The 21,013-nt window shown below is 57.7% G+C and carries 16 protein-coding genes and 1 riboswitch; of the genes, 4 read left to right on the top strand and 12 right to left on the bottom strand.

What is annotated here, in order from left to right:
• Positions 1 to 185 precede the first annotated feature (185 nt).
• Positions 186 to 668 (top strand): type 3 dihydrofolate reductase, encoded by a 483-nt coding sequence (folA, locus tag PU624_RS19540; RefSeq protein WP_283546284.1) that lies wholly within the window; start codon positions 186 to 188, stop codon positions 666 to 668.
• Between the two features lie 90 nt (positions 669 to 758).
• Positions 759 to 2,642 carry a PhoX family protein gene (locus tag PU624_RS19535; RefSeq protein WP_283546283.1) on the top strand — a complete coding sequence of 628 codons (1,884 nt, stop codon included), beginning with the start codon at positions 759 to 761 and terminating at the stop codon, positions 2,640 to 2,642.
• Positions 2,643 to 2,676: 34 nt separating this feature from the next.
• On the opposite strand, the gene apaH is transcribed toward PU624_RS19535, so the two are convergent.
• From apaH to lptD, 6 genes are read right to left on the bottom strand one after another with little or no spacing between them, the layout of a single operon-like run.
• Positions 2,677 to 3,534: a bis(5'-nucleosyl)-tetraphosphatase (symmetrical) ApaH gene (gene apaH / locus PU624_RS19530; RefSeq protein WP_283546282.1), complete on the bottom strand. Its 858-nt coding sequence runs from the start codon at positions 3,532 to 3,534 to the stop codon at positions 2,677 to 2,679.
• Positions 3,535 to 3,587: 53 nt separating this feature from the next.
• The gene (gene apaG / locus PU624_RS19525; protein WP_283546281.1) at positions 3,588 to 3,965 is read right to left on the bottom strand and encodes a Co2+/Mg2+ efflux facilitator ApaG/CorD; all 378 of its coding nucleotides are present in this window, start codon (positions 3,963 to 3,965) and stop codon (positions 3,588 to 3,590) included.
• A 3-nt stretch (positions 3,966 to 3,968) separates the two neighbouring features.
• Complete coding sequence (gene rsmA, locus PU624_RS19520) at positions 3,969 to 4,790, bottom strand: 16S rRNA (adenine(1518)-N(6)/adenine(1519)-N(6))-dimethyltransferase RsmA (RefSeq protein WP_003854805.1); 822 nt, start codon at positions 4,788 to 4,790, stop codon at positions 3,969 to 3,971.
• Positions 4,783 to 5,775, bottom strand: coding sequence for a 4-hydroxythreonine-4-phosphate dehydrogenase PdxA (gene pdxA / locus PU624_RS19515; protein ID WP_283546280.1), 993 nt, complete (start codon positions 5,773 to 5,775; stop codon positions 4,783 to 4,785). The genes rsmA and pdxA overlap by 8 nt, the downstream gene beginning before the upstream one ends.
• Entirely contained in the window at positions 5,765 to 7,060 is a 1,296-nt protein-coding gene (surA, locus tag PU624_RS19510) for a peptidylprolyl isomerase SurA (protein ID WP_283546279.1), read from the bottom strand. Before surA ends, pdxA begins: the two co-directional genes overlap by 11 nt.
• Before the next feature lie 54 nt (positions 7,061 to 7,114).
• The gene (gene lptD, locus PU624_RS19505) at positions 7,115 to 9,487 is read right to left on the bottom strand and encodes an LPS assembly protein LptD (RefSeq protein WP_283546278.1); all 2,373 of its coding nucleotides are present in this window, start codon (positions 9,485 to 9,487) and stop codon (positions 7,115 to 7,117) included.
• A gap of 182 nt (positions 9,488 to 9,669) precedes the next feature.
• Between lptD and djlA the strand changes: the two genes are divergently transcribed.
• On the top strand, positions 9,670 to 10,479 hold the full coding sequence (djlA, locus tag PU624_RS19500; protein WP_283546277.1) for a co-chaperone DjlA: 810 nt from the start codon (positions 9,670 to 9,672) through the stop codon (positions 10,477 to 10,479).
• Positions 10,480 to 10,542: 63 nt separating this feature from the next.
• Here djlA and rluA read toward each other — a convergent pair whose 3' ends face one another.
• The 3 genes from rluA to polB all read right to left on the bottom strand — a co-directional run bounded on the left by rluA (position 10,543) and on the right by polB (position 16,656).
• A complete protein-coding gene (gene rluA / locus PU624_RS19495; protein WP_283546276.1) occupies positions 10,543 to 11,196 on the bottom strand; it encodes a bifunctional tRNA pseudouridine(32) synthase/23S rRNA pseudouridine(746) synthase RluA in 654 nt (217 codons plus the stop codon).
• Positions 11,197 to 11,236: 40 nt separating this feature from the next.
• Positions 11,237 to 14,143 (bottom strand): RNA polymerase-associated protein RapA, encoded by a 2,907-nt coding sequence (rapA, locus tag PU624_RS19490; RefSeq protein ID WP_283546275.1) that lies wholly within the window; start codon positions 14,141 to 14,143, stop codon positions 11,237 to 11,239.
• 152 nt (positions 14,144 to 14,295) lie between these two features.
• Positions 14,296 to 16,656: a DNA polymerase II gene (gene polB, locus PU624_RS19485; RefSeq protein WP_283548033.1), complete on the bottom strand. Its 2,361-nt coding sequence runs from the start codon at positions 16,654 to 16,656 to the stop codon at positions 14,296 to 14,298.
• A gap of 169 nt (positions 16,657 to 16,825) precedes the next feature.
• Between polB and PU624_RS19480 the strand changes: the two genes are divergently transcribed.
• Positions 16,826 to 17,590, top strand: coding sequence for a DedA family protein (locus tag PU624_RS19480; protein ID WP_283546274.1), 765 nt, complete (start codon positions 16,826 to 16,828; stop codon positions 17,588 to 17,590).
• 3 nt (positions 17,591 to 17,593) lie between these two features.
• Here the strand turns inward: PU624_RS19480 and thiQ are convergent, their stop codons facing one another.
• Genes thiQ through thiB form a run of 3 tightly spaced genes read right to left on the bottom strand, consistent with a single transcriptional unit; the run spans position 17,594 to position 20,851 of the window.
• Positions 17,594 to 18,295, bottom strand: a complete 702-nt coding sequence (gene thiQ / locus PU624_RS19475) for a thiamine ABC transporter ATP-binding protein ThiQ (protein WP_283546273.1) — start codon at positions 18,293 to 18,295, stop codon at positions 17,594 to 17,596.
• Positions 18,282 to 19,889, bottom strand: a complete 1,608-nt coding sequence (gene thiP, locus PU624_RS19470) for a thiamine/thiamine pyrophosphate ABC transporter permease ThiP (RefSeq protein ID WP_283546272.1) — start codon at positions 19,887 to 19,889, stop codon at positions 18,282 to 18,284. The genes thiQ and thiP overlap by 14 nt, the downstream gene beginning before the upstream one ends.
• Positions 19,865 to 20,851: a thiamine ABC transporter substrate binding subunit gene (gene thiB, locus PU624_RS19465; protein WP_283546271.1), complete on the bottom strand. Its 987-nt coding sequence runs from the start codon at positions 20,849 to 20,851 to the stop codon at positions 19,865 to 19,867. Before thiB ends, thiP begins: the two co-directional genes overlap by 25 nt.
• Positions 20,852 to 20,897: 46 nt before the next feature.
• Positions 20,898 to 21,000: riboswitch (TPP riboswitch) on the bottom strand.
• Positions 21,001 to 21,013 lie beyond the last annotated feature (13 nt).

Here is a 21,013-nt window from a genome sequence, read left to right as displayed (position 1 = left end):
GTGCCAGCCTGAGGCCAATCGCTGGCGCGCTGCGGCAAACTGACGCGATTACGCGGTGAAAAACGCTGCACAGGCCGTGAAAAACGGCATCATGAAAAGCTTTACGCAAATAGACCTTTCCCCCTATCGACGAAAGTTTCACCTTTACGTATCATGGCGCCAATTTTTTTCAGTGAGTGGTTAACATGATTAGTCTTATCGCGGCATTAGCAGCAGATCGCATTATTGGAATGGAGAACGCCATGCCGTGGGACCTGCCTGCAGATCTGGCGTGGTTCAAACGCAATACGCTGAAGAAACCGGTCATCATGGGTCGACTGACCTTTGAATCCATTGGTCGTCCGTTACCTGGCCGACTGAACATCGTGGTCAGCAGCAAGCCGGGCACCGCGGAAGGCGTCACCTGGGTCACCTCTCTGGATGAGGCGATACAGGCAGCCGGTGATGCTGAAGAGATCATGGTGATTGGCGGTGGACGCGTCTATGAACAGATGCTGAAGCGTGCCGATCGTCTCTATCTGACGCACATTGATGCGGAAGTTGAAGGTGATACGCAGTTCCCGGACTACGAGCCGGATGAGTGGCAGTCCACGTTCAGCGAGTTTCACGACGCTGACGAGCACAACTCCCACAGCTACTGCTTTGAGATCCTCGACCGCCGTCGCTAACGCTCCCTCTGCCAGGTTGTAACCTGGCTGTCATCTCTGTTCATTAGCATTGCTTCTTTTCTGGGATCGTCATAAAGGAAGCAATCAATAATGAAAACCGAACTCTCCGCATTAAGCACTGACCGCCTGCGTGATCCACTGCGTCGTAAATTCCTCGCCGGTTCCGGCGCTATCGGGCTGACCGGCTTTCTCAGCGGCGGCCTCACGCTTTCAGGAAGCGCACTGGCGCTGGAGAAGCCCGCGGGGAGTCCGCTGCTGGGCTTTCAGGCGATTGCCGCGTCAACCGCCGATGAGGTTGTGGTCGCCCCCGGCTATCGCGCCGATGTGCTGATCTCCTGGGGTGATCCGCTGGTGAATGGCGCCGTCGCCTTTGATCCGCACGGCAACAACAGCGCGGAAGATCAGGAAAAGCAGTTCGGTGACAACAACGATGGGATGAGCTTCTTCGCGATCAATGACCAGCGTGGCGTGATGGCGATTAACAATGAATACGTGAATGAGCCGACGCTGTTCGCCCACGGCGGCAGCAAAGCGACCAGTCTGGAAGATGTGAAAAAGTCGCAGGCGGCGCACGGCATCTCCATCGTTGAAGTGAAGCGGGGCGACGACAATCGCTGGCAGGTGGTCCGTCCCTCTGACTACAACCGCCGCATTACCGCCACGACCCCCATGCGTTTTTCCGGCCCGGCAGCGGGTGATAAAGCACTGCAGACCGCCGCCGATCCACAGGGAATGCATGTCCTGGGCACCTTTGGTAACTGCGCCAACGGTAAAACGCCGTGGGGCACTTATCTCACCTGTGAAGAGAACTACGACACCTATTTTGGCACCCATCAGGCGGACTTTACGCCAACCCCACAGCAGAAGCGCTATACCCTGAATGCCGCCGAGCCGGAGCGCAACTGGGCCGACTTTGATCCCCGCTTCGATATCGCAAAAAATCCCAACGAATTTAACCGCCACGGCTGGATTGTCGAAATCGATCCCTTCGATCCTCACTCCATCCCGGTCAAACGCACCGCTTTAGGCCGCTTCAAGCACGAGAATGCCGCCGTGACGGTCGCTAAAACCGGTCAGCTGGTGGTTTACATGGGTGATGATGAGCGCGGCGAGTATATCTATAAATATGTCTCAGACGACAGGGTCATCCCGGATGATGCCAATGCTAATCACGGACTGCTGGATAAGGGCACGCTCTATGTGGCGCAGTTCAACGGCGATGCACAGGGCACACCGCTGAAAGGCACCGGCCGCTGGCTGGCGCTGAAGTGGGGCGAAAATGGACTGACCGCTGAAAAGGGGTTTAACAGTCAGGCCGATATCCTGATTAATGCGCGTGCAGCGGCCGATGTGGTGAACGCCACACGGATGGACCGGCCGGAGTGGATTGCCGTTAACCCGCATGATGGCCGTGCTTACTGCACGCTGACCAACAATAACAAACGTGGCAATGAAGGCATGCCGGTCGATGCGGCAAACCCACGACCTAAAAATATCTACGGCCAGATTATCCGCTGGGATGAGAAGGGCGATGCCACTGCGCAGACATTTGAGTGGGATATCTATGCGTTGTGCGGCAACCCGATTGCGCATCCTGAGGGGATCTATCGCGGCACACCGAACATCACCGCTGAGAACACCTTTAACAGCCCGGATGGTCTGGGGTTTGATGCGCATGGGCGGTTATGGATCCTGACCGACGGCAAATACAGTAACAAAGAGGATTATCAGGGACAGGGGAACAATCAGATGCTGGTGGGGGATCCGGATAGCGGAGAGATCCGCCGGTTTATGGTTGGCCCCAAATCGTGCGAGCTGACCGGCATCACCTTCACGCCGGATTACAAAACGCTGTTCGTGAACGTGCAGCATCCCGGCGAAGAGGGTGATTCGCACTTCCCCAATAACAGCCCGCGTCCACGGTCATCGGTGATAATGATCACCCGCGAAGATGGCGGCATTATCGGCGCATAAAACAGGATGCTGGCCTTGATGGCCAGCATCACCGTTATAGCGCGGGCGGTGCCAGACTTTCGCTGGAGGCCAGCGCTTTTTCGCGATTGGAAGGCTGCACCACATAGCGCTGCGTTTCCCAGTGCAGCAGGGTCAGCGTTCCGCCCCAGCAGCAGCCGGTATCCAGACCGATAATGCCCTCTGGTGTCCCTTTGCCTTCCAGCGACGCCCAGTGACCAAACACGATGGTGTAGTCACGTGCGACCGGGCCTTCAATGTTAAACCAGGGTTTCAGCGGCGGAAGGGCGGATTCAGGGGCATCTTTACAGATCATGTCCAGCTGGCCGTTGGGGAAGCAGTAACGCATGCGGGTCAGGGCGTTGGTGCTGAAGCGCAGACGTGCCAGGCCGGTCAGATCTTCACTCCAGTTGTTCGGCATGTCGCCATACATGGCATCCAGGAACAGCGGATAGCTGTCGCTGGCGAGCACTGCTTCAACTTCACGCGCACACTTTTTCGCGGTCTCGATATCCCACTGCGGCGTGATACCGGCGTGTCCCATCACCAGCTTTTTCTCTTCATCAACCTGTAACAGCGGCTGACGACGCAGCCAGTTGATCAGCTCATCCGCATCGTCTGCTTCCAATAGCGGTGTCAGGCGATCTTTCGGCTTGTTACGGCTGATGCCAGCGTAGACCGCCAGCAGATGTAAATCGTGATTGCCCAGCACCAGACGCACCGCGTCGCCCAGCGATTTCACGTATTGCAGGACATCAAGTGAGCCCGGACCGCGCGCCACTAAGTCGCCGGTCAGCCACAGCGTATCCTGCTCAGGATTGAAATCGACCTGTTGCAGCAAGGCACGTAATTCATCGTAGCAGCCGTGAACGTCGCCAATCAGGTATGTGCTCATAACGTTTTATCCATCAGGAAGGTGCCCGGGTTAACGGGCAAAAAGCGTGTAAATCAATGAATGTGGGTCTGAATGGCGAGGCGGAACACCGGGATCTCGACGTTAAAGGTGTCACCCTGTTCGTCGACCATCACATAGTGTCCCTGCATGGTGCCCATCGGTGTTTCAATCACGGCACCGCTGGTGTACTGAAATTCATTGCCTGGCGTAATAAGCGGCTGTTCACCGACCACGCCTTCACCCTGAACTTCCGTTTCCCGGCCGTTACCGTTGGTAATCAGCCAGTAACGCCCCAGCAGTTGCACTGCGGAACGGCCCAGATTGCGAATCGTAATGGTATAGGCGAAGACGTAGCGATCATCATCCGGTGAGGATTGTGAGGCAACGTACTGGCTTTGCACATGGACGGAGACGCGGGCCGTTTCACTCATGACTTACTCCTGCGATTTTCCCTGATGATTCGCCAGCCAGTTTGCCAGCTGACAATATTGCGCGACGGAGACGTTCTCGGCACGCAGGGTTGGATCTATGGATAACTCTTCCAGTGCACCGGCAGCCACCATGTGGCTCAGGCTGTTGCGCAGCGTTTTACGACGCTGGCCAAACGCTTCAGTCGTAATGCGGCTCAGGATACGCACATCGCTGACCGGATACGGTGGCTCGGCATACGGCACCAGACGCACCACGGCAGAATCCACTTTCGGTGGCGGCGTAAAGGAGTGCGGAGGCACTTCCAGCACCGGAATGATCTGGCAGTAGTACTGCGCCATCACCGTCAGACGACCGTAGGTCTTGTTACCCGGACCGGCGACCAGACGATTGACCACTTCTTTCTGCAGCATGAAGTGCATATCTTTGATCGAACCAGTATAGCTGAAAAGGTGGAACATCAGCGGGGTCGAAATATTGTAGGGCAGGTTACCGAATACCCGCAGCGGCTGGCCTCTCTCCTGCGCCAGTGCGGCGAAGTCGAAGGTCATGGCATCCTGCTGGAAGATAGTCAGTTTCGGGCCAAGGAACGGATGCGTTTCCAGACGCGCAGCGAGATCGCGGTCCAGTTCTATCACCGTTAATTTATCGAGGCGTTCACCTACCGGCTCGGTCAAGGCACCCAGGCCTGGACCGATCTCTACCAGCGCTTCATCGCGCTGTGGATGGATGGCGGAGACAATGCTGTCGATAATGTACTGATCGTTCAGGAAGTTCTGCCCGAAACGTTTACGGGCGTAGTGCCCCTGATGGACGCGATTATTCATTACTGCTCTTGATCATAGTGATGGCGAGGTTAAGCGCCGTGATGAAGCTGCCCGGTTCAGCCTGACCCAGACCGGCGAGTTCAAGCGCGGTGCCGTGGTCAACTGAAGTCCGGATAAAGGGCAGGCCCAGGGTGATATTAACCGCCCGGCCAAACCCCTGAAATTTGAGTACCGGCAGACCCTGGTCGTGATACATCGCCAGCACCGCATCGGCATATTGCAGATATTTAGGCTGGAAAAGGGTATCCGCAGGCAGCGGGCCGGTCAGGTTAATGCCCTGCTGACGCAGTTCATTGAGTGCTGGTGTGATGGTCTCGATCTCTTCGCGACCCATGTGGCCGCTTTCGCCCGCATGAGGGTTAAGACCACAGACGTAAATATGCGGCTCGGCAATGGCAAACTTCTGCTGCAGATCGCGATGAAGAATCGTGATCACTTCATGCAGACAGTCGCGGGTCACCGCAGCGGGGACATCTTTTAGCGGCAGATGGGTGGTAGCCAGCGCGACGCGTAACTCTTCCGTCGCCAGCATCATAACAACACGATGCCCGCCTGCGCGATCGGCGAAGAATTCGGTATGGCCGGTAAAGGCGATGCCGGCATCGTTGATGACGCCTTTGTGCACCGGGCCGGTAATCAGGGCGGCGAATTCACCGTCGAGACACCCATCACAGGCGCGCGCCAGCGTGGCCAGCACATAGTCGCTGTTGGCGACGCACAGCTCACCGGGCGTGACCGGCGCTGCCGTTTCAACGGGCAGGACTGTCAGCGTACCCGCCTGCTGCGGCTCGGCTGCTGCGCCAGGCTGGTAAGGGCGCAGCGTCAGCGGCAGACCAAGTTGCGCCGCACGCTGCTGTAACAGAGCAGGCGAGGCGCAGACCACCAGTTCAACCGGCCACGACTGCTGGGCCAGCTGAACGGTAAGATCGGGACCAATCCCGGCAGGTTCGCCGGGCGTGATCACCACACGGGCATTACTGCGCATTGCCATCCAGAATCTTCACGTAGGCGCTGGCGCGTTGTTCCTGCATCCAGGTCTGTGCTTCTTCCGCGAACTTACGGTTAAACAGCATACGGTAAGCGCGCTCTTTCTGGGCCGCATCGGTTTTATCCACCTGGCGGGTATCCAGCAACTGGATCAGATGCCAGCCGAAAGAGGAGTGAACCGGCTGGCTGGTCTGGCCTTTTTTCAGGCGCAGCAGCGCATCACGGAAGGCCGGATCAAAGACTTCCGGAGAGGTCCAGCCGAGGTCGCCGCCCTGGTTCGCTGAACCCGGGTCATCAGAGTACTGTTTAGCCGCCGCCGCAAAGGTGGTTTTGCCACTGCGGATATCGTTAGCAATCTGCTCCAGCTGTGCACGTGCCTGCTCGTCTGTCAGAATCGGCGAGGGCTTCAGCAGGATGTGACGCGAATGGACTTCGGTGACCGAGACATTTTTGCTCTCGCCACGCAGGTCGTTCACTTTCAGAATGTGGAAGCCTACACCCGAGCGGATCGGACCGACGATATCGCCTTTTTTGGCGCTCGACAGTGCCTGAGCAAACAGGGTCGGTAACTCTTCAATTTTACCCCAGCCCATGTTGCCGCCTTTCAGCGCCTGGGAGTCGGCAGAGTAGGTCACGGCCATCTTGCCGAAGTCCGCGCCATTTTTCAGTTCGCCAACCAACTGTTTCGCCAGCGTTTCCTGTTCATCAACCTGCTGTTGCGTCGGGTTTTCCGGCAGCGGCAGCAGAATATGACTGACGTTCAGCTCGGTGCCCTGGCTGTTCTGAGAGCCAATCTGAGCAGCAAGCGTATCGACTTCCTGCGGCAGAATAGTCACGCGACGACGGACTTCGTTGTTGCGCACTTCAGCAATGGTCATCTCTTTACGGATCTGAGAACGATACACGCTGTAGTTCATACCGTCATAAGCCAGACGGCTACGCAGCTGATCAAGGCTCATCTTGTTCTGCGCAGCGATGTTCTGAATAGCCTGATCCAGTTGCTCGTCGCTGATCTGAATTCCCGCTTTATCACCCATCTGCAGAATGATGTTGTCCATGATCTGACGTTCCAGAATCTGATGGCGCAACGTTTTATCATCCGGCAACTGCTGACCTGCCTGCTGGGCCTGAGATTTAACGGTGCTCATCATGCCGTCCACGTCACTCTCAAGAACCACGCCGTTATTGACCACGGCTGCAACTTTATCAACGACTTGTGGTGCTGCGAACGCGGTGTTGGCACTGATTGCCACACCAAGAATCAGCATTCTCCAGTTCTTCATACTTTATCCATTGTTGGTTCCGCACTGCGGGATTGCCTGTCAAACATCACAACATCAGAAAGCAGGCTGGTAAGGGATAATGCCCTGACGCAGCATATCGTTGGTGCCTAAGCCATAGTTCGGACTCAGACCACGCAGCTCAATGTTGAATGAGATTTGGTTGTCGTACTTACTGTCGTTGTTTTCCCAACCGTTAATTTTGCGCTCGTAACCGACCCGGACAGCGTAACAGCATGAGCTGTATTGCAGGCCAACCAGCTGCGACGCCGGACGTCTGTTGCGGGTGTCGTAGTAGTAAGCGCCTACCACAGACCATGCATCGGCAATCGGCCAGCTGGCCGTAGTACCCACCTGTGAAATCCCATTTTTATAAATAGGATTAGTCACCAGGGTGCTATCGTTCAGCGCGGTCGCCACATATTCCGGGCTGCTGTAACGGTAGCTCAGCTGCACCATGCGGTCGGCATCACGACGGTATTCCAGTACGGTGTTGCCCTGGGAGACGTTGTCGAGTTTGGTGTCATACTGCAGCCCACCCCGGACGCCCCAGCGATCGCTGATTTTCCAGTATGTATCGCCAGCCCAGATCAGGCTGCCGGTATCATCTTCTTTACTGGTTTCATTCACACCAGTACGAGAAGGGGTAAACGAGTAGATTTGACCTACAGAAACGTTAAAACGTTCAACCAGATCGTTATCATAAATACGCGAGGTGACGCCGGTTGCCACTTCATTGGCGGAAGCGATGCGATCCAGGCCGCTATAAGTCCGATCGCGGAACAGACCGGTGTAGTCGGTTTGCAGCTGCGTTGAGTCGTACGGATAGATATTGCTCTGGTTGCGATAGGGGATATAAAGGTACTGCACGCGCGGTTCCAGCGTCTGGGTGTAACCCGCCGCAGAGTCCATATCGCGGTCAAACACCAGACGACCATCCACTTTAAACTGCGGCAGGGTGCGGTTCACGGACTCATCCAGTTCGCCACTTTTCCCGTTTTGGTTCGCCAGATTATTATTGTAATAATCAACGTCAGTCTGCTGATAGTGGGTCGCCAGGAACTTCGCTTCGGTATCCAGGCTGGCCCAGCCGTTGGACAGCGGCAGGTTCAGCGTTGGCTCAACGTGTAAGCGGGTCGCTTCAGGATAGCGGCTGTTGACGTTGGTGAATTTCACCGCCTGGGCATAAACCCGGCCATCAAACGGACCGATATCGTTCTGATAGAGATTAACATCCAGCTGCGGCATTGCGCGGTAGACGTTATTGCTGGTGTTATTGCCAAACACCTGGAAATCTTTGGTGGAAAGCGTGGCGTCCCAGTTGGTGTCCGCATAGCCAACGCTGAATTTCTGCGTGGCATAGTTATCGGTCGAGCTGTAGTACTTCGAGTCGAGATCGTTGAAGTAGTACTGATCGCTGACTTTGGTGTAGTCCGCGTTGAAACGCCAGTTCTGGTCATAGACACCGGCATGACGCCAGTAGAACAGCCAGCGATCGGAGTTGGCACTTTCGGCGATGCCGCGTACGGATTTGTCGTTATCGTACTGTTTATCGGAGCCGAGGTAGTCGAATTCGACCAGACCGGCACCCACTGTCGTCAGATAACGGAATTCGTTCTGGAACTGCATGCCGCGCTTACTCATGTAGTGCGGCGTGATGGTCGCATCGGCCTGCGGCGCGATGTTCCAGTAATAAGGCAGCATGAACTCAAAGCCGTTGTTGCTGCCATATTTTGCATTCGGGATCAGGAAACCGGATCGACGACGATCGCCAATCGGTAACTGCAGATAGGGACTGTAGAACACCGGAACCGAACCGATCTTAAAGCGGGCGTTCCAGATCTCCGCCACTTCTTCTTCGCGATCCTGGATCACTTCTGAACCGACCACGCTCCAGCTGTTGGAGCCGGGCAGACAGGAGGTAAAGGTGCCGTTTTCCAGAATGGTGTAGCGGTTATCACCGCGCAGCTTCATCTGATCGGCGGTGCCGCGTCCCTGACGATCTACCATCAGGTACTGACCATTCCAGACGTTGGTATCTTTGCTGTTGAGGTTTGACCAGGCTTTCGGACCTTTCAGGATGACCTGGTTGTCATCGTAGTGCACATTACCCAGGGCATCGACGGTACGTACTGGCGCGGTCTGACCTTCCTGCTGACGCTGATGAAGCTGAACTTCATCAGCCTGCATACGGCTGTTGCCCTGCTCAATATTCACATTGCCGGTAAAGACCGCGTCATTGGGATAGTTCCCTTTAGCGGCGTCGGAGTGAATAGTGACAGGCATCTGGTTGGTATCGCCGTTAACCAGCGGGCGGTTATAACTCGGCACGCCTAACATACACTGCGACATCAAATCGTCGGCAAAGGCTTGCTGGCTAATGGCTGCGCCGATCAGTGTGGCCAGCAGGGTAGGTATATGTTTTTTCATACGCGGTATCGAGAATTCCATGAAAACTGGCATCATGCCGACAATCGGGTCAGAGACTAACTTACTGCCCGGCGTTGCGCCAGTGTTAATCCTGGTCTGTCAGCGTTGCCGTTAGGCGCTGAGATAAATGACAGGTATGATAATGCAATTTTCAGCCGCAAGCATGGCGAATTGAGGAGTTTATGCGCTACTGGGGAAAAGTTATGGGTCTGGCGGTGGGATTACTTTCCGGCGCAGGCTTTTGGGGTATTGTGATCGGTTTGATCATTGGCCATATGATTGACAAAGTACGCGGCGCACAAGGCAAGGCTTACTTCTCAAATAATCAGACCCGACAGACACTGTTTTTCAGCACTACCTTTCAGGTGATGGGCCATCTGACCAAGTCAAAAGGGCGCGTCACAGAAGCAGATATTCAGATTGCTTCGCTGTTAATGGAAAGGATGCAGCTGCACGGTGACTCCCGCACGGCTGCTCAGCGCGCATTCCGCGAAGGCAAGCAGGCGGATTACCCGTTACGCAGTAAACTGCGTGAACTGCGCAGCGCCTGCTTTGGCCGGTTCGATCTCATCCGGATGTTCCTGGAGATCCAGATTCAGGCGGCCTTTGCCGACGGTTCACTGCATCCCAACGAGCGCCAGGTGCTCTATGTGATTGCCGAAGAGCTGGGCATTTCGCGCGGTCAGTTCGATCAGTTCCTGCGCATGATGGAAGGCGGCCAGCAGTTTGGCGGCGGTCAGCGCGGTTCAGGCGGTTTTCAGCAGGCGCAACGTGGCCCAACGCTGGAAGATGCCTGTAGCGTGCTGGGTGTGAAGAGCAGCGATGACGCCACCACGATCAAACGCGCTTACCGTAAACTCATGAGCGAGCATCATCCTGACAAGCTGGTGGCGAAAGGGCTGCCGCCAGAGATGATGGAGATGGCGAAGCAGAAAGCGCAGGAAATTCAGGCGGCGTACGATCTGATTCGCAAAGAGAAAGGCTTCAAGTAATCACCCGGTCCTGTGGCCTCTTCTGCAACAGAGGAGGCCACGGCGACACTCCTGTAATAAACCTTAAAAATCGGCAGGCTGACGAAACGTCATGGCATTAGCAAATGCCGGATGGGTTATGGTCAGTGACTCCGCATGCAGCAACAAACGGGGTGCCATCGCTTTGGCCTCCGGATGCGCATAGAAGTTATCTCCCAGAATCGGATGGCCCAGCGCCAGCATATGCACCCGCAGCTGGTGTGAGCGGCCGGTAATCGGTTTCAGCGAAACACGTGCACTATTATCCGCCCGATACTCCAGCACCTGATACTCTGTCTGCGCGGCTTTGCCGGTCTCGAAGCAGACCATCTGCTTCGGCCGGTTTGGCCAGTCGCAAATCAGCGGCAGATCAACCAGCCCCTCTTCCTTCTCCGGATGACCCCAGATGCAGGCCACGTAGGTTTTGGACGGCTCGCGCTCACGAAACTGTCGTTTCAGCTCGCGTTCCGCCGCCTTGGTCAGTGCTACCACCATCACGCCGCTGGTCGCCATATCCAGCCGGTGGACAGATTCCGCCTGCGGAAAATCACGCTGAATCCGCGTCATCACGCTGTCTTTGTGCTCGTCCAGCCGACCGGGTACCGAGAGCAGACCGCTGGGTTTATTCACGACCATGATGTGCGCATCCTGATAAAGGATGTGCAGCCAGGGTTCACGCGGTGGATTGTAAGGTTCCATGGGGCTTTCCAAAAATTAAGGGGCCATGCGGCCCCTGAGCTTACTGGTGTGTCACCACAATCAGGCGCAGCGCGTCGAGACGCCAGTTGGCCTCATCAAGACTTTCCAGCACCTGTTCACGGTTGCTTTCCAGCGCTTCGATTTCATCTTCACGGATGTTCGGGTTGACGGCTTTCAGCGCATTCAGGCGCGAGAGTTCTGCACCCAGCTTCTCGTTCGCTTCGGCACGCGCCGCGTCAATCACCGCACGCGCTTCGCTGACGACGCTCTGTTCGCCCTGAGTCAGAATCGCATGCACATCCTGCTGTACCGCATTCACCAGTTTGCTGGCGGTATGACGGTTAACGGCATTCAGCTGACGGTTGAAGCTTTCGAACTCCACTTTGCCCGCCAGATTAGTGCCTTTGGTGTCCATCAGCAGACGGATTGGCGTTGGCGGCAGGAAGCGGGTCAGCTGCAGATGTTTCGGTGCCTGCGCTTCAACCACATAGATCAGCTCAACCAGCAGCGTTCCCACCGGCAGCGCCTTGTTCTTCAGCAGTGACAGGGCGCTGCTACCGGTATCACCCGACAGAATCAGATCCAGACCGTTGCGGATCAGCGGATGTTCCCAGGTAATGAACTGGGTATCTTCGCGTGACAGCGCCTGCTCGCGGTTAAAGGTGATGGTGCAGCCATCTTCCGGCAGGCCAGGGAAATCGGGCACCAGCATGTGGTCGGAAGGCGTCAGCACGATCAGGTTATCGCTGCGATCTTCCTGGTTGATACCCACGATATCAAACAGGTTAAGCGCGAAGTTCACCAGGCCGGTGTCGTTATCCTGCTCGCTGATCGCATTCGCCAGCAGCTGAGCCGATTCACCGCCGTTGGAGTTCAGCTCCAGCAGGCGATCGCGACCCTGTTCCAGCTGCAGTTTCAGCGCGTCGTGCTGTTTGCGGCAGTCGGTGATAAACGTATCGAAGCCTTCGCTGTTTTCCGGCGCGGCCAGATAGCCGATCAGCTGCGAATGGACGCTGTCATAAATAGTGCGGCCGGTCGGGCAGGTGTGTTCAAACGCGTCCAGCCCTTCGTGATACCAGCGCAGCAGCACGGCCTGGGCGGTCTGCTCCAGCCACGGCACCAGAATCTGAATATCGTGCGCCTGACCGATACGATCCAGACGACCGATACGCTGCTCCAGCAGGTCCGGGTTAAACGGCAGGTCGAACATCACCAGACGGCTGGCAAACTGGAAGTTACGGCCCTCAGAACCGATTTCGGAGCACAACAGCACCTGCGCGCCATTCTCTTCTGAGGCGAACCAGGCGGCAGCACGGTCACGTTCAATGATCGACAGCCCTTCGTGGAACACGGCAGCGCGGATGCCTTCGCGCTCGCGCAGTACCTGCTCCAGCTGCAGCGCGGTGGCGGCTTTGGCGCAGATTACCAGCACTTTCTCTTTACGGTTGCTGGTGAGATAGCCCATCAGCCATTCCACACGCGGATCGAAGTTCCACCAGGTGCCGCTTTCGCCTTCAAATTCCTGATAAATCTGCTCCGGATAGAGCAGGTCACGCGCCCGCTCTTCTGCGCTTTTGCGCGCACCCATAATGCCGGAGACTTTGATCGCCGTCTGATACTGCGCAGGCAGCGGCAGGCGGATCTGGTGCAGTTCGCGTTTCGGGAAGCCTTTCACCCCATTACGGGTGTTACGGAACAGCACGCGGCTGGTGCCGTGGCGATCCATCAGCATGGAGATCAGCTCCTGACGCGCCTCCAGCTTGCCGTCACGGTCGCTGTTAGCAACCTGCAGCAGTGGCTCGATGTCCTGCTCGCCGACCAGATCGTTGATCCGGTTCATCTCCTCCTGGGAGATCGCTTTATCGGCCAGCAGCGCCGTGACGGCATCAGCTATTGGGCGGAAATGCTGCTGCTCTTCCACAAAGGCCGCGAAGTCATGGAAACGATTAGGATCGAGCAGACGCAGACGGGCGAAATGACTCTCCATGCCCAGCTGCTCCGGCGTTGCGGTCAGCAGCAGAACGCCGGCGGTTTTCTCAGCCAGCTGTTCGATAACCTGATATTCACGGCTTGGCTCGCCTTCTGACCAGGCCAGATGGTGCGCTTCGTCGACGACCAGCAGATCCCATTCGGCATCGGCCAGCATCTCAAGGCGCTGCTTGTTGCGGCGCACGAAGTCGAGTGAGCAGATAATCAGCTGCTCCGTTTCAAACGGGTTATCGCTGTCGTGCTGCGCTTCGGTATAACGATCGTCATCAAACAGCGCAAAGCGCAGGTTGAAGCGACGCAGCATTTCGACCAGCCACTGGTGCTGCAGGGTTTCTGGCACCACGATCAGGACGCGATCGGCACGGCCTGCCAGCAGCTGCTGCTGGATGATCATCCCGGCTTCAATCGTTTTACCCAGGCCAACTTCATCGGCCAGCAACACGCGTGGCGCGTGGCGACGACCCACATCGTGGGCGATATGCAGCTGGTGAGGGATCAGGTTGGTGCGCATACCGCGTAAGCCGCTGATCGGCAGGCGGTACTGCTCACTCTGGTATTTACGGGCGCGGAAGCGCAGGGCAAAACGATCCATCCGGTCGAGCTGGCCGGCAAACAGACGATCCTGCGGCTTACTGAACACCAGCTTGCTGTCGAGCATCACTTCGCGCAGCATCACTTCACTTTCTTCGGTATCCAGACGGGTACCGATATAGGTCATCAGGTCATTTTCGTTGCGTACTTCATCGACGCGCATCTGCCAGCCTTCGTGGCTGGTGATGGTATCACCCGGATTAAAGATGACGCGGGTAACAGGCGAATCGTTGCGGGCGTAGAGGCGGTTTTCCCCCGTGGCCGGAAACAGCAGGGTGATCATGCGGGTATCGATCGCCACCACGGTGCCCAGTCCCAGTTCACTTTCCGTATCACTAATCCAGCGCTGACCTAATGTAAAAACCATATATTTTTTGCTCGAATTTTAACGTTTTTAGAGGTGTTCCCAAAGCTCAGGCAATAGCGTTACCGCCAGACAACGAGGTCTGGAGCGGGTGTAAGAGCGGTGAGTTTCAGGAAGGGCGCTATGGTACTGGATGGCAGGGCGTTCGTCACCTGTCAAAAAAGCCCCAGCTGTCCGGTAATAAGTGTAGCAAAGTCCCCTTCAACAAAGGGCAGAATCCCCTCTGCAACCGGCTGAAGCTGCTTCGTAACATAGTGGTCATAGTCCAGCGGTGTGCTGCGTGCCTCCAGTGGCTCAGGGCCTGCCGTGGCAATGACGTAACGAATCCGGCCACCATTCTGATACTGCAATGGCCGGTTTAATTTACGATTCTGCTCATCGGCCAGCCGGGCGGCGCGCACGTGCGGCGGCACGTTTCGTTCATATTCCTTCAGCGGACGTCGCAGGCGCTTTTTATAGATCAGCTTATCGTCGAGTTCGCCTGCCAGCAGCTGCGCCACGGTGGTGCGGATGTAATCCTGCCACGGCTCCCGGTGGAAGATTCGATGATAGAGCTGCTGCTGAAACTCTTTTGCCAGCGGCGTCCAGTCGGTTCGTACCGACTCCAGTCCCTTGAAGACCATGCGTTCACTGTCGGCGTCGCGAATCAATCCGGCATAGCGTTTCTTGCTGCCCTGTTCCGCGCCGCGAATCGTCGGCATCAGGAAACGGCAGAAGTGGTTTTCATACTCCAGTTCCAGCGCGCTGGTCAGCCCGTGAGTCTGCTGCAGGTGGTCGCGCCACCAGGCATTCACTTTCTGCACCAGCTGCTGACCAATCGCGGCGGCCTGCTCTTCGCTGTGGGCGGACTTCAGCCAGACAAAGGTGGAGTCGGTGTCGCCATAGATAACGTCATAACCTTCCGCCTCAATCAGCGTGCGGGTCTGCTGCATGATGGCGTGACCGCGCAGGGTAATCGAGGAGGCGAGACGGGGATCGAAGAAGCGGCAGGCGCTGGTGCCCAGCACGCCGTAAAAGGCGTTCATGATGATCTTCAGCGCCTGGGACAGCGGCTGGTTTTTCTGCTTTTTCGCCGCTTCGCGGCCCAGCCAGATCTGCTCAACAATCGCGGGCAGGCAGTGCGTGTGCCGTGAAAAACGCGCTTCACGGAAACCCTCGACCGAATCGGCATCATCCGGATGGGCCAGTCCCTCAACCAGACCGACTGGATCGATCAGGAAGGTGCGGATAATAGACGGATAGAGGCTTTTGTAATCCAGCACCAGCACCGAGTCATACAGGCCGGGGCGCGAATCCATCACATAGCCGCCCGGACTGGCTTCCGGGGCCACATCACCCATGTTCGGGGCGACAAACCCGGCGCGATGCATCCGCGGAATATAGAGATGACCAAAGGCCGCCACCGATCCGCCGTGGCGATCGACGGCCAGGCCATTGACCGCCGCGCGTTCCAGCAGAAACGGCATAATCGCCGTTTTGTGAAAAATGCGCGTCACCAGCTCGCAGTCTTTCAGGTTGTAGCGTGCCAGCGCCGGTTTATCGTTGGCAAAGCGCCAGTTAATCTCTTCCATGCGATGCCACGGATTGTCGATCGCTTTCCCTTCACCCAGCAGCTGTTGCGACACCGACTCCAGGCTGAACGACGGGAAATCCCAGAAGGCCGATTTCAGTGCGTCGATGCCATCGATGATTAACCGGCCACTGGCCTGAGCGAAAAAAACGCCGGGCTTGAAGCCATGTTCACGCCACTCCAGCGCGGCCTGCTGGCGGCCAAGACGAAGCGGGATACCGTAGCGATCGGCATGCTTTTGCAGAACGCGCAGGTCAAACTGCACCACGTTCCAGCCAATTAAGACATCCGGGTCATGTTCCTCAAACCACTGGTTCAGCGCTTCAAGCAGCTGAGGACGGCTGTCGAGATAGATCAGCTCGAAATCCAGCGTGCTGGCATCACCGTTGGCGGGGCCGAGCATATAGACCTGACGCTGACCGCAGCCCTCCAGCCCGATGCAGTAGAGCTCGCCATGCTGTGTGGTTTCAATGTCCAGCGAGACCCATTTCAGCGGCGGGCGATAGTCGGGATGGGGTTTGAGCCGCGCGTTGACCACGCTGTCGCCGCGCTGCTCGCCGTCAAACCAGACCGGTGCGGTAATAAAACGCTCCATCAGGTAGCGCTCCGGCGGACGGATATCTGCCTCATAGACCGGGATGCCCTGTTCGCGCAGCCGTTTTTCGATGCGCTGTAGCTGACGATTCTGCGGGCAGTAGAGGCCAAAAACCGGGCGGCGGCGGAAATCTTTCAGCGCCAGCGACTGAATCCGAAACTGACGTTCATCTTTAAGTAATTCGCTGACCTGCGCCTGAAATTCCTCGGGAATAAACGCGACAGACTCCTGCACCGGCAGCACCACGCGCTGCGCGCCGGCATCGGTGGCCAGCCAGAGGATAATTTCGGTGCCATGCGGGCTGTCGCGCCAGTGGCGGGTGAGCAGAAAACCTGCGCGGGGCATATTCAGATGTTCTCCGGACTCAGCAATTCAGGGGTGAGAAAACTGCTTAAGTATATCATGGATATTTATACAGTTCCCGCCGCTGCGTTTTGTCAACATTGTCCTACAATTCTTGCCTTGACGGTGTGTGGCTGGCTCTGGACAATCCAGCCTTCTGCTTTTACTTAGGATGATTATGGAAGCCTGGATTCAACAACTGATTACACAGTCCCTGGAATGGGCGCTGTTTGCCGTTGCGCTGGTGACGTTTCTGGAGTCGCTGGCGCTGGTCGGGCTGTTGCTGCCAGGTACAGTGATGATGGCCAGTCTGGGCGCGCTGATCGGCAGTGGCGAGCTTGGCCTTTACCCGGCCTGGGCAGCGGGCTTTGCGGGCTGCCTGATTGGTGACTGGGTCTCCTATGGCATTGGCTGGAAATTCCAGGGGCCGCTGCACCGCTGGAAGTATCTGCAAAAGTATAAAGGCCTGCTGGATAAAACCGAGCACGCCCTGCATCAGCACAGCATGTTTACGATTCTGGTCGGGCGCTTTGTGGGTCCTACGCGTCCGCTGATCCCGCTGGCGGCGGGTATGCTGGAGCTGCCGGTGCGTAAGTTCCTGCCGCCGAACCTTATCGGCTGCATCCTCTGGCCGCCGCTCTATCTGCTGCCCGGTATTCTGGCGGGTGTAGCGATCGATGTGCCGAAGGCCGCGCAGGGCGGCAGCTTTAAATGGCTGTTACTCGGCGCAGCACTGCTGATCTGGCTGGGTGGGTGGTTATGCTGGCGCTGGTGGCGCAGCGGCAAGAGCCGCGACTGGGCGACCGCCTGGCTGCCACCTGAACGCCTGCGCTGGGCAGGACCGCTGGGGCTGGTGATCGCCGTCGCGGCGTTTGTCGGCATTCAGTTCCATCCGATGATGCCCGTTTTCCGTCATCTGCTGTGGCAGGTTTTCTTCGCCTGACGCTTAACGACGCGGGATGCCGAGCACTTCGGCCTCCCGCGTATCGCCCGACAGCAGCTGTCGGGTTTCGCCATCCCAGTAGACCCGTCCATCCACAATCACCACGCTGCGCGGCGCAATCTGCTGTGCATCTTCCAGACTGTGCGACACCATCAGCAGCGTGATGCTGCGCGCTTCGCACACCGAACGCACCAGTTGCAGCATCTCTCCGCGCAGCGCGGGGTCCAGCGCAGAAAAAGGCTCATCCAGCAGCAGCACCGGCCGGTCACGCAGCAGACAACGTGCCAGCGCCACGCGCTGTCGCTGTCCGCCCGACAGCTCGCCGGGCAGACGGGTCAGCAGATCGCCTAATCCCACCTGATCGGCCAGCGCGGTCAGCTGCTGACGCTGCTCAGCGCTGAGTTTTAATCCCGGATGCAGCCCCAGCGCCATGTTCTGCTGCACGCTGAGGTGCGGAAACAGGTTGTTCTCCTGAAACAGCATCGATACCGGTCGTCTGGCCGGGACGCTGTGGGTGTGCACCTGGCCGTCAATCATCAGAGTGCCCTGTTTCACCGGCAGAAAACCGGCAATCAGACTCAGCAGGGTGCTTTTTCCGGCTCCGCTGGGGCCGAGAATCGCGATGCGCTCACCGCGCGTGGCTGTGAGGCTGAAGCGCATCGGCAGATGCTGATAGAGGTAAGTGAGGTTATCAAGAGTCAGCATGGCGGCCCGGTAATTTTTCCATTAGCGTGAACAGCAATAAGCAGAGCATCAGCAGCAGCAGGGCGGTAACCGCGCCATCTGCGCCGCGATAGGCGCCAATCTGCTGATAAAGGTAGAACGGCAGTGTGCGGAAGTCGGCATTGCCAAACAGCGCCACCACGCCGAAATCGCCAATCGACAGCACGCAGGCAAAGGCCAGCGCCTGGGCAAGCGGACGTTTCAGCGCCCGCAGCTCGATCAGCCGCAGCCGGTTCCAGCCGTGGAGTTCCAGTGAATCGCAGAGTCTGCCGTAGCGCTCTGCGACATCCCGCATCGGGTTTTCCAGCACTTTCAGCGCATAGGGAATGGCGATCAGCGCGTTGGTAAAGACCACCAGCCCCTCAGCCGAATCGGGCAGCCCGATGGTGGCGTTGAACAGCAGGAAAAAGCCGGTGGCGAGCACGATGCCAGGCATCGCCAGAATCAGCATGCCGCTGGTGTCGATTAACTGTGCCGCCACCGGACGCTGACGCAGACGCAGCTCGCGACTGCTCCACAGCAGCATCATGGTCAGCACCACGCAGATCAGACCGGCACCGATGGCGATGCGCAATGACGTAAAGGTGGCCTGCCACAGGGCGGGCTGGGCCAGCGCGCCACGCAGTCCGCCGTGCAGACCATCAACGATGACTGCCGCCAGCGGGGGCAGCAGCAGGATCAGCGCCAGCAGGATCATCAGCGTATCGACCAGTTGTGCGCCGCGCGAATCCTGCGGGTCACGCCAGCCGTTGAGCTGGCTGGCTCCGGCGGGAATCGCCTTGCTGAAGCGCTGGCTGAGCAGCACCAGCGTCAGACAGCAGCCGAGCTGGATCAGCGCCAGCAGCGCAGCACGTCCGGGATCGTAGTCATAACTCAGCGCCTGGAATATCGCCAGCTCAATGGTGGTGGCCTGCGGACCGCCGCCCAGCGACAGCACGGTGGCAAAGCTGGCGAAACAGAGCATAAAGATCAGCGCACCGGTTGGCAGCAGCTGACGCCGCAGCCACGGCCACTCCAGCAGCCGGAAATGGTGCCAGCCGCGCAGGTCAAGCTGCGCCGCCAGCATGCGCTGTTCCGCCGGGATGCTCTCCAGCGCCTGTAGCATCAGGCGGGTTGCCAGCGGCAGGTTAAAGAAGACGTGCGCCAGCAAGATGCCTGGCAGACCATAGGGGGAGAAGTGATAATCCAGCCCTGCCAGCTGGCACAACTGCGCCAGCCAGCCGACGCGACCATAGACAGTCAGCAGGCCGAACACCGCGACCAGCACCGGCAGCACCAGCGTCATGGCGCACAGGCGTAACAGCAGCAGACGCCCGGGAAAACGGCGTCGATAGAGCGCCCGCGCCAGCGGCACCGCAGGCAGCAGCGACAGCAGGGCAGAGAGCAGCGCCTGACCGAAAGAGAACGCGATAACGTGATGCAGATAATCATCCTGCAGCACGCCGCGCAGGTCCGTGTCCGGCGCGGCGCTCCAGAGTGCGCCAAAGGCCAGAAACGCCACGATGGTCAACAACACCGTGGCGAGGGAACCGGGAATCAGCCAGCGCGGCATCAGCGGCTGACGGCGCGTTGCCACTGGCTAATCCAGCCCGAACGCTGGCTGGCAACCTCCTCCGGCGAGAACTGCAGAGCAGTGGAAGGCACGCTGAGCGCCGCGAAACCGGCAGGCAGCGGCGTGTCGATCACCGGGTACATCCAGTTGCCGGTTGGGATGGTGCGCTGGAAGTCAGGCGAGACCATAAACTTCATGAACTGCTGCGCCAGAGCCGGCTGTTTGCTGCTGGCTAACTGGGCGGCAACTTCGACCTGCAGATAGTGACCCTCTGCAAATGACGCGGCGGCGTAGTTCTCTTTTTTCTCTTCGATGATGTGGTACGCCGGAGAGGTGGTGTAGCTCAGCACCAGATCGCCTTCGCCCTTGAGGAACAGGCCATAGGCTTCACTCCAGCCTTTGGTGACCGTCACGGTTTTCTGCGCCAGCTTTTGCCACGCCTGCGGAGCCTGATCGCCATAGACCTTCTGCATCCACAGCAGCAGACCTAAGCCGGGCGTGCTGGTGCGGGGATCTTCGTAGATTACGCGCCACTTCTCCGGGCTGTCGACCAGCTCTTTCAGACTTTTTGGCGGATTCTTCAGCCGGGTTTTGTCATAGACAAAGGCGAAGTAGCCATAATCGAACGGCACGAAGGTGGTGTTGTGCCAGCCATCAGGCAGTTTCAATGTCGAGGTGTCGACCTGACTTTCAGCAAACAAGCCGGTTTTCTGCGCCGCCTGAACCAGATTGTTATCCAGTCCCAGCACCACATCGGCTTTACTGTTTTTGCCTTCCATACGCACGCGATTCAGCAGCGAAACACCATCTTCCAGCGTGACGAATTTCAGCTCGCAGTTGCACTGGGCTTCAAAGGCTTTTTTGACCGCCGGGCCAGGGCCCCAGTCAGCGGAGAAGGAGTCGTAGGTGTAGACCGTGAGAACCGGCTTAGCCGCCAGAACGGGGGCGGAGAGTAACAGCAGCACCGGCAGAACTTTTTTTAACACTTTGCGCTCCTTCAGGAGAATAGGGGATGAGTCGCAAAGGATCTGAGCACAGAGGCCTCTCAAATCCCTACGTCGGTATTAACCGAATCAGGTTCGACGGGTCTCTCTCAGCGGCTTGCTTGTGGCAGGCCGCACCCCGTTGAGAACGTCACATTCTAGTCA

This window comes from Pantoea sp. Lij88, from assembly GCF_030062155.1.
Taxonomy (GTDB): domain Bacteria; phylum Pseudomonadota; class Gammaproteobacteria; order Enterobacterales; family Enterobacteriaceae; genus Pantoea.
This window is presented reverse-complemented; position numbering and strand designations above follow the sequence as displayed.

Excerpts from the sequence above, each read along its gene's own strand:
- thiQ (WP_283546273.1), bottom strand. The coding sequence starts at position 18,295 with ATGCTGACTCTTGATAACCTCACTTACCTCTATCAGCATCTGCCGATG.
- rapA (WP_283546275.1), bottom strand. The coding sequence starts at position 14,143 with ATGGTTTTTACATTAGGTCAGCGCTGGATTAGTGATACGGAAAGTGAA.
- PU624_RS19535 (WP_283546283.1), top strand. The coding sequence starts at position 759 with ATGAAAACCGAACTCTCCGCATTAAGCACTGACCGCCTGCGTGATCCA.
- folA (WP_283546284.1), top strand. The coding sequence starts at position 186 with ATGATTAGTCTTATCGCGGCATTAGCAGCAGATCGCATTATTGGAATG.
- djlA (WP_283546277.1), top strand. The coding sequence starts at position 9,670 with ATGCGCTACTGGGGAAAAGTTATGGGTCTGGCGGTGGGATTACTTTCC.
- pdxA (WP_283546280.1), bottom strand. The coding sequence starts at position 5,775 with ATGCGCAGTAATGCCCGTGTGGTGATCACGCCCGGCGAACCTGCCGGG.
- rsmA (WP_003854805.1), bottom strand. The coding sequence starts at position 4,790 with ATGAATAATCGCGTCCATCAGGGGCACTACGCCCGTAAACGTTTCGGG.
- apaG (WP_283546281.1), bottom strand. The coding sequence starts at position 3,965 with ATGAGTGAAACGGCCCGCGTCTCCGTCCATGTGCAAAGCCAGTACGTT.
- PU624_RS19480 (WP_283546274.1), top strand. The coding sequence starts at position 16,826 with ATGGAAGCCTGGATTCAACAACTGATTACACAGTCCCTGGAATGGGCG.
- rluA (WP_283546276.1), bottom strand. The coding sequence starts at position 11,196 with ATGGAACCTTACAATCCACCGCGTGAACCCTGGCTGCACATCCTTTAT.
- surA (WP_283546279.1), bottom strand. The coding sequence starts at position 7,060 with ATGAAGAACTGGAGAATGCTGATTCTTGGTGTGGCAATCAGTGCCAAC.
- apaH (WP_283546282.1), bottom strand. The coding sequence starts at position 3,534 with ATGAGCACATACCTGATTGGCGACGTTCACGGCTGCTACGATGAATTA.
- lptD (WP_283546278.1), bottom strand. The coding sequence starts at position 9,487 with ATGAAAAAACATATACCTACCCTGCTGGCCACACTGATCGGCGCAGCC.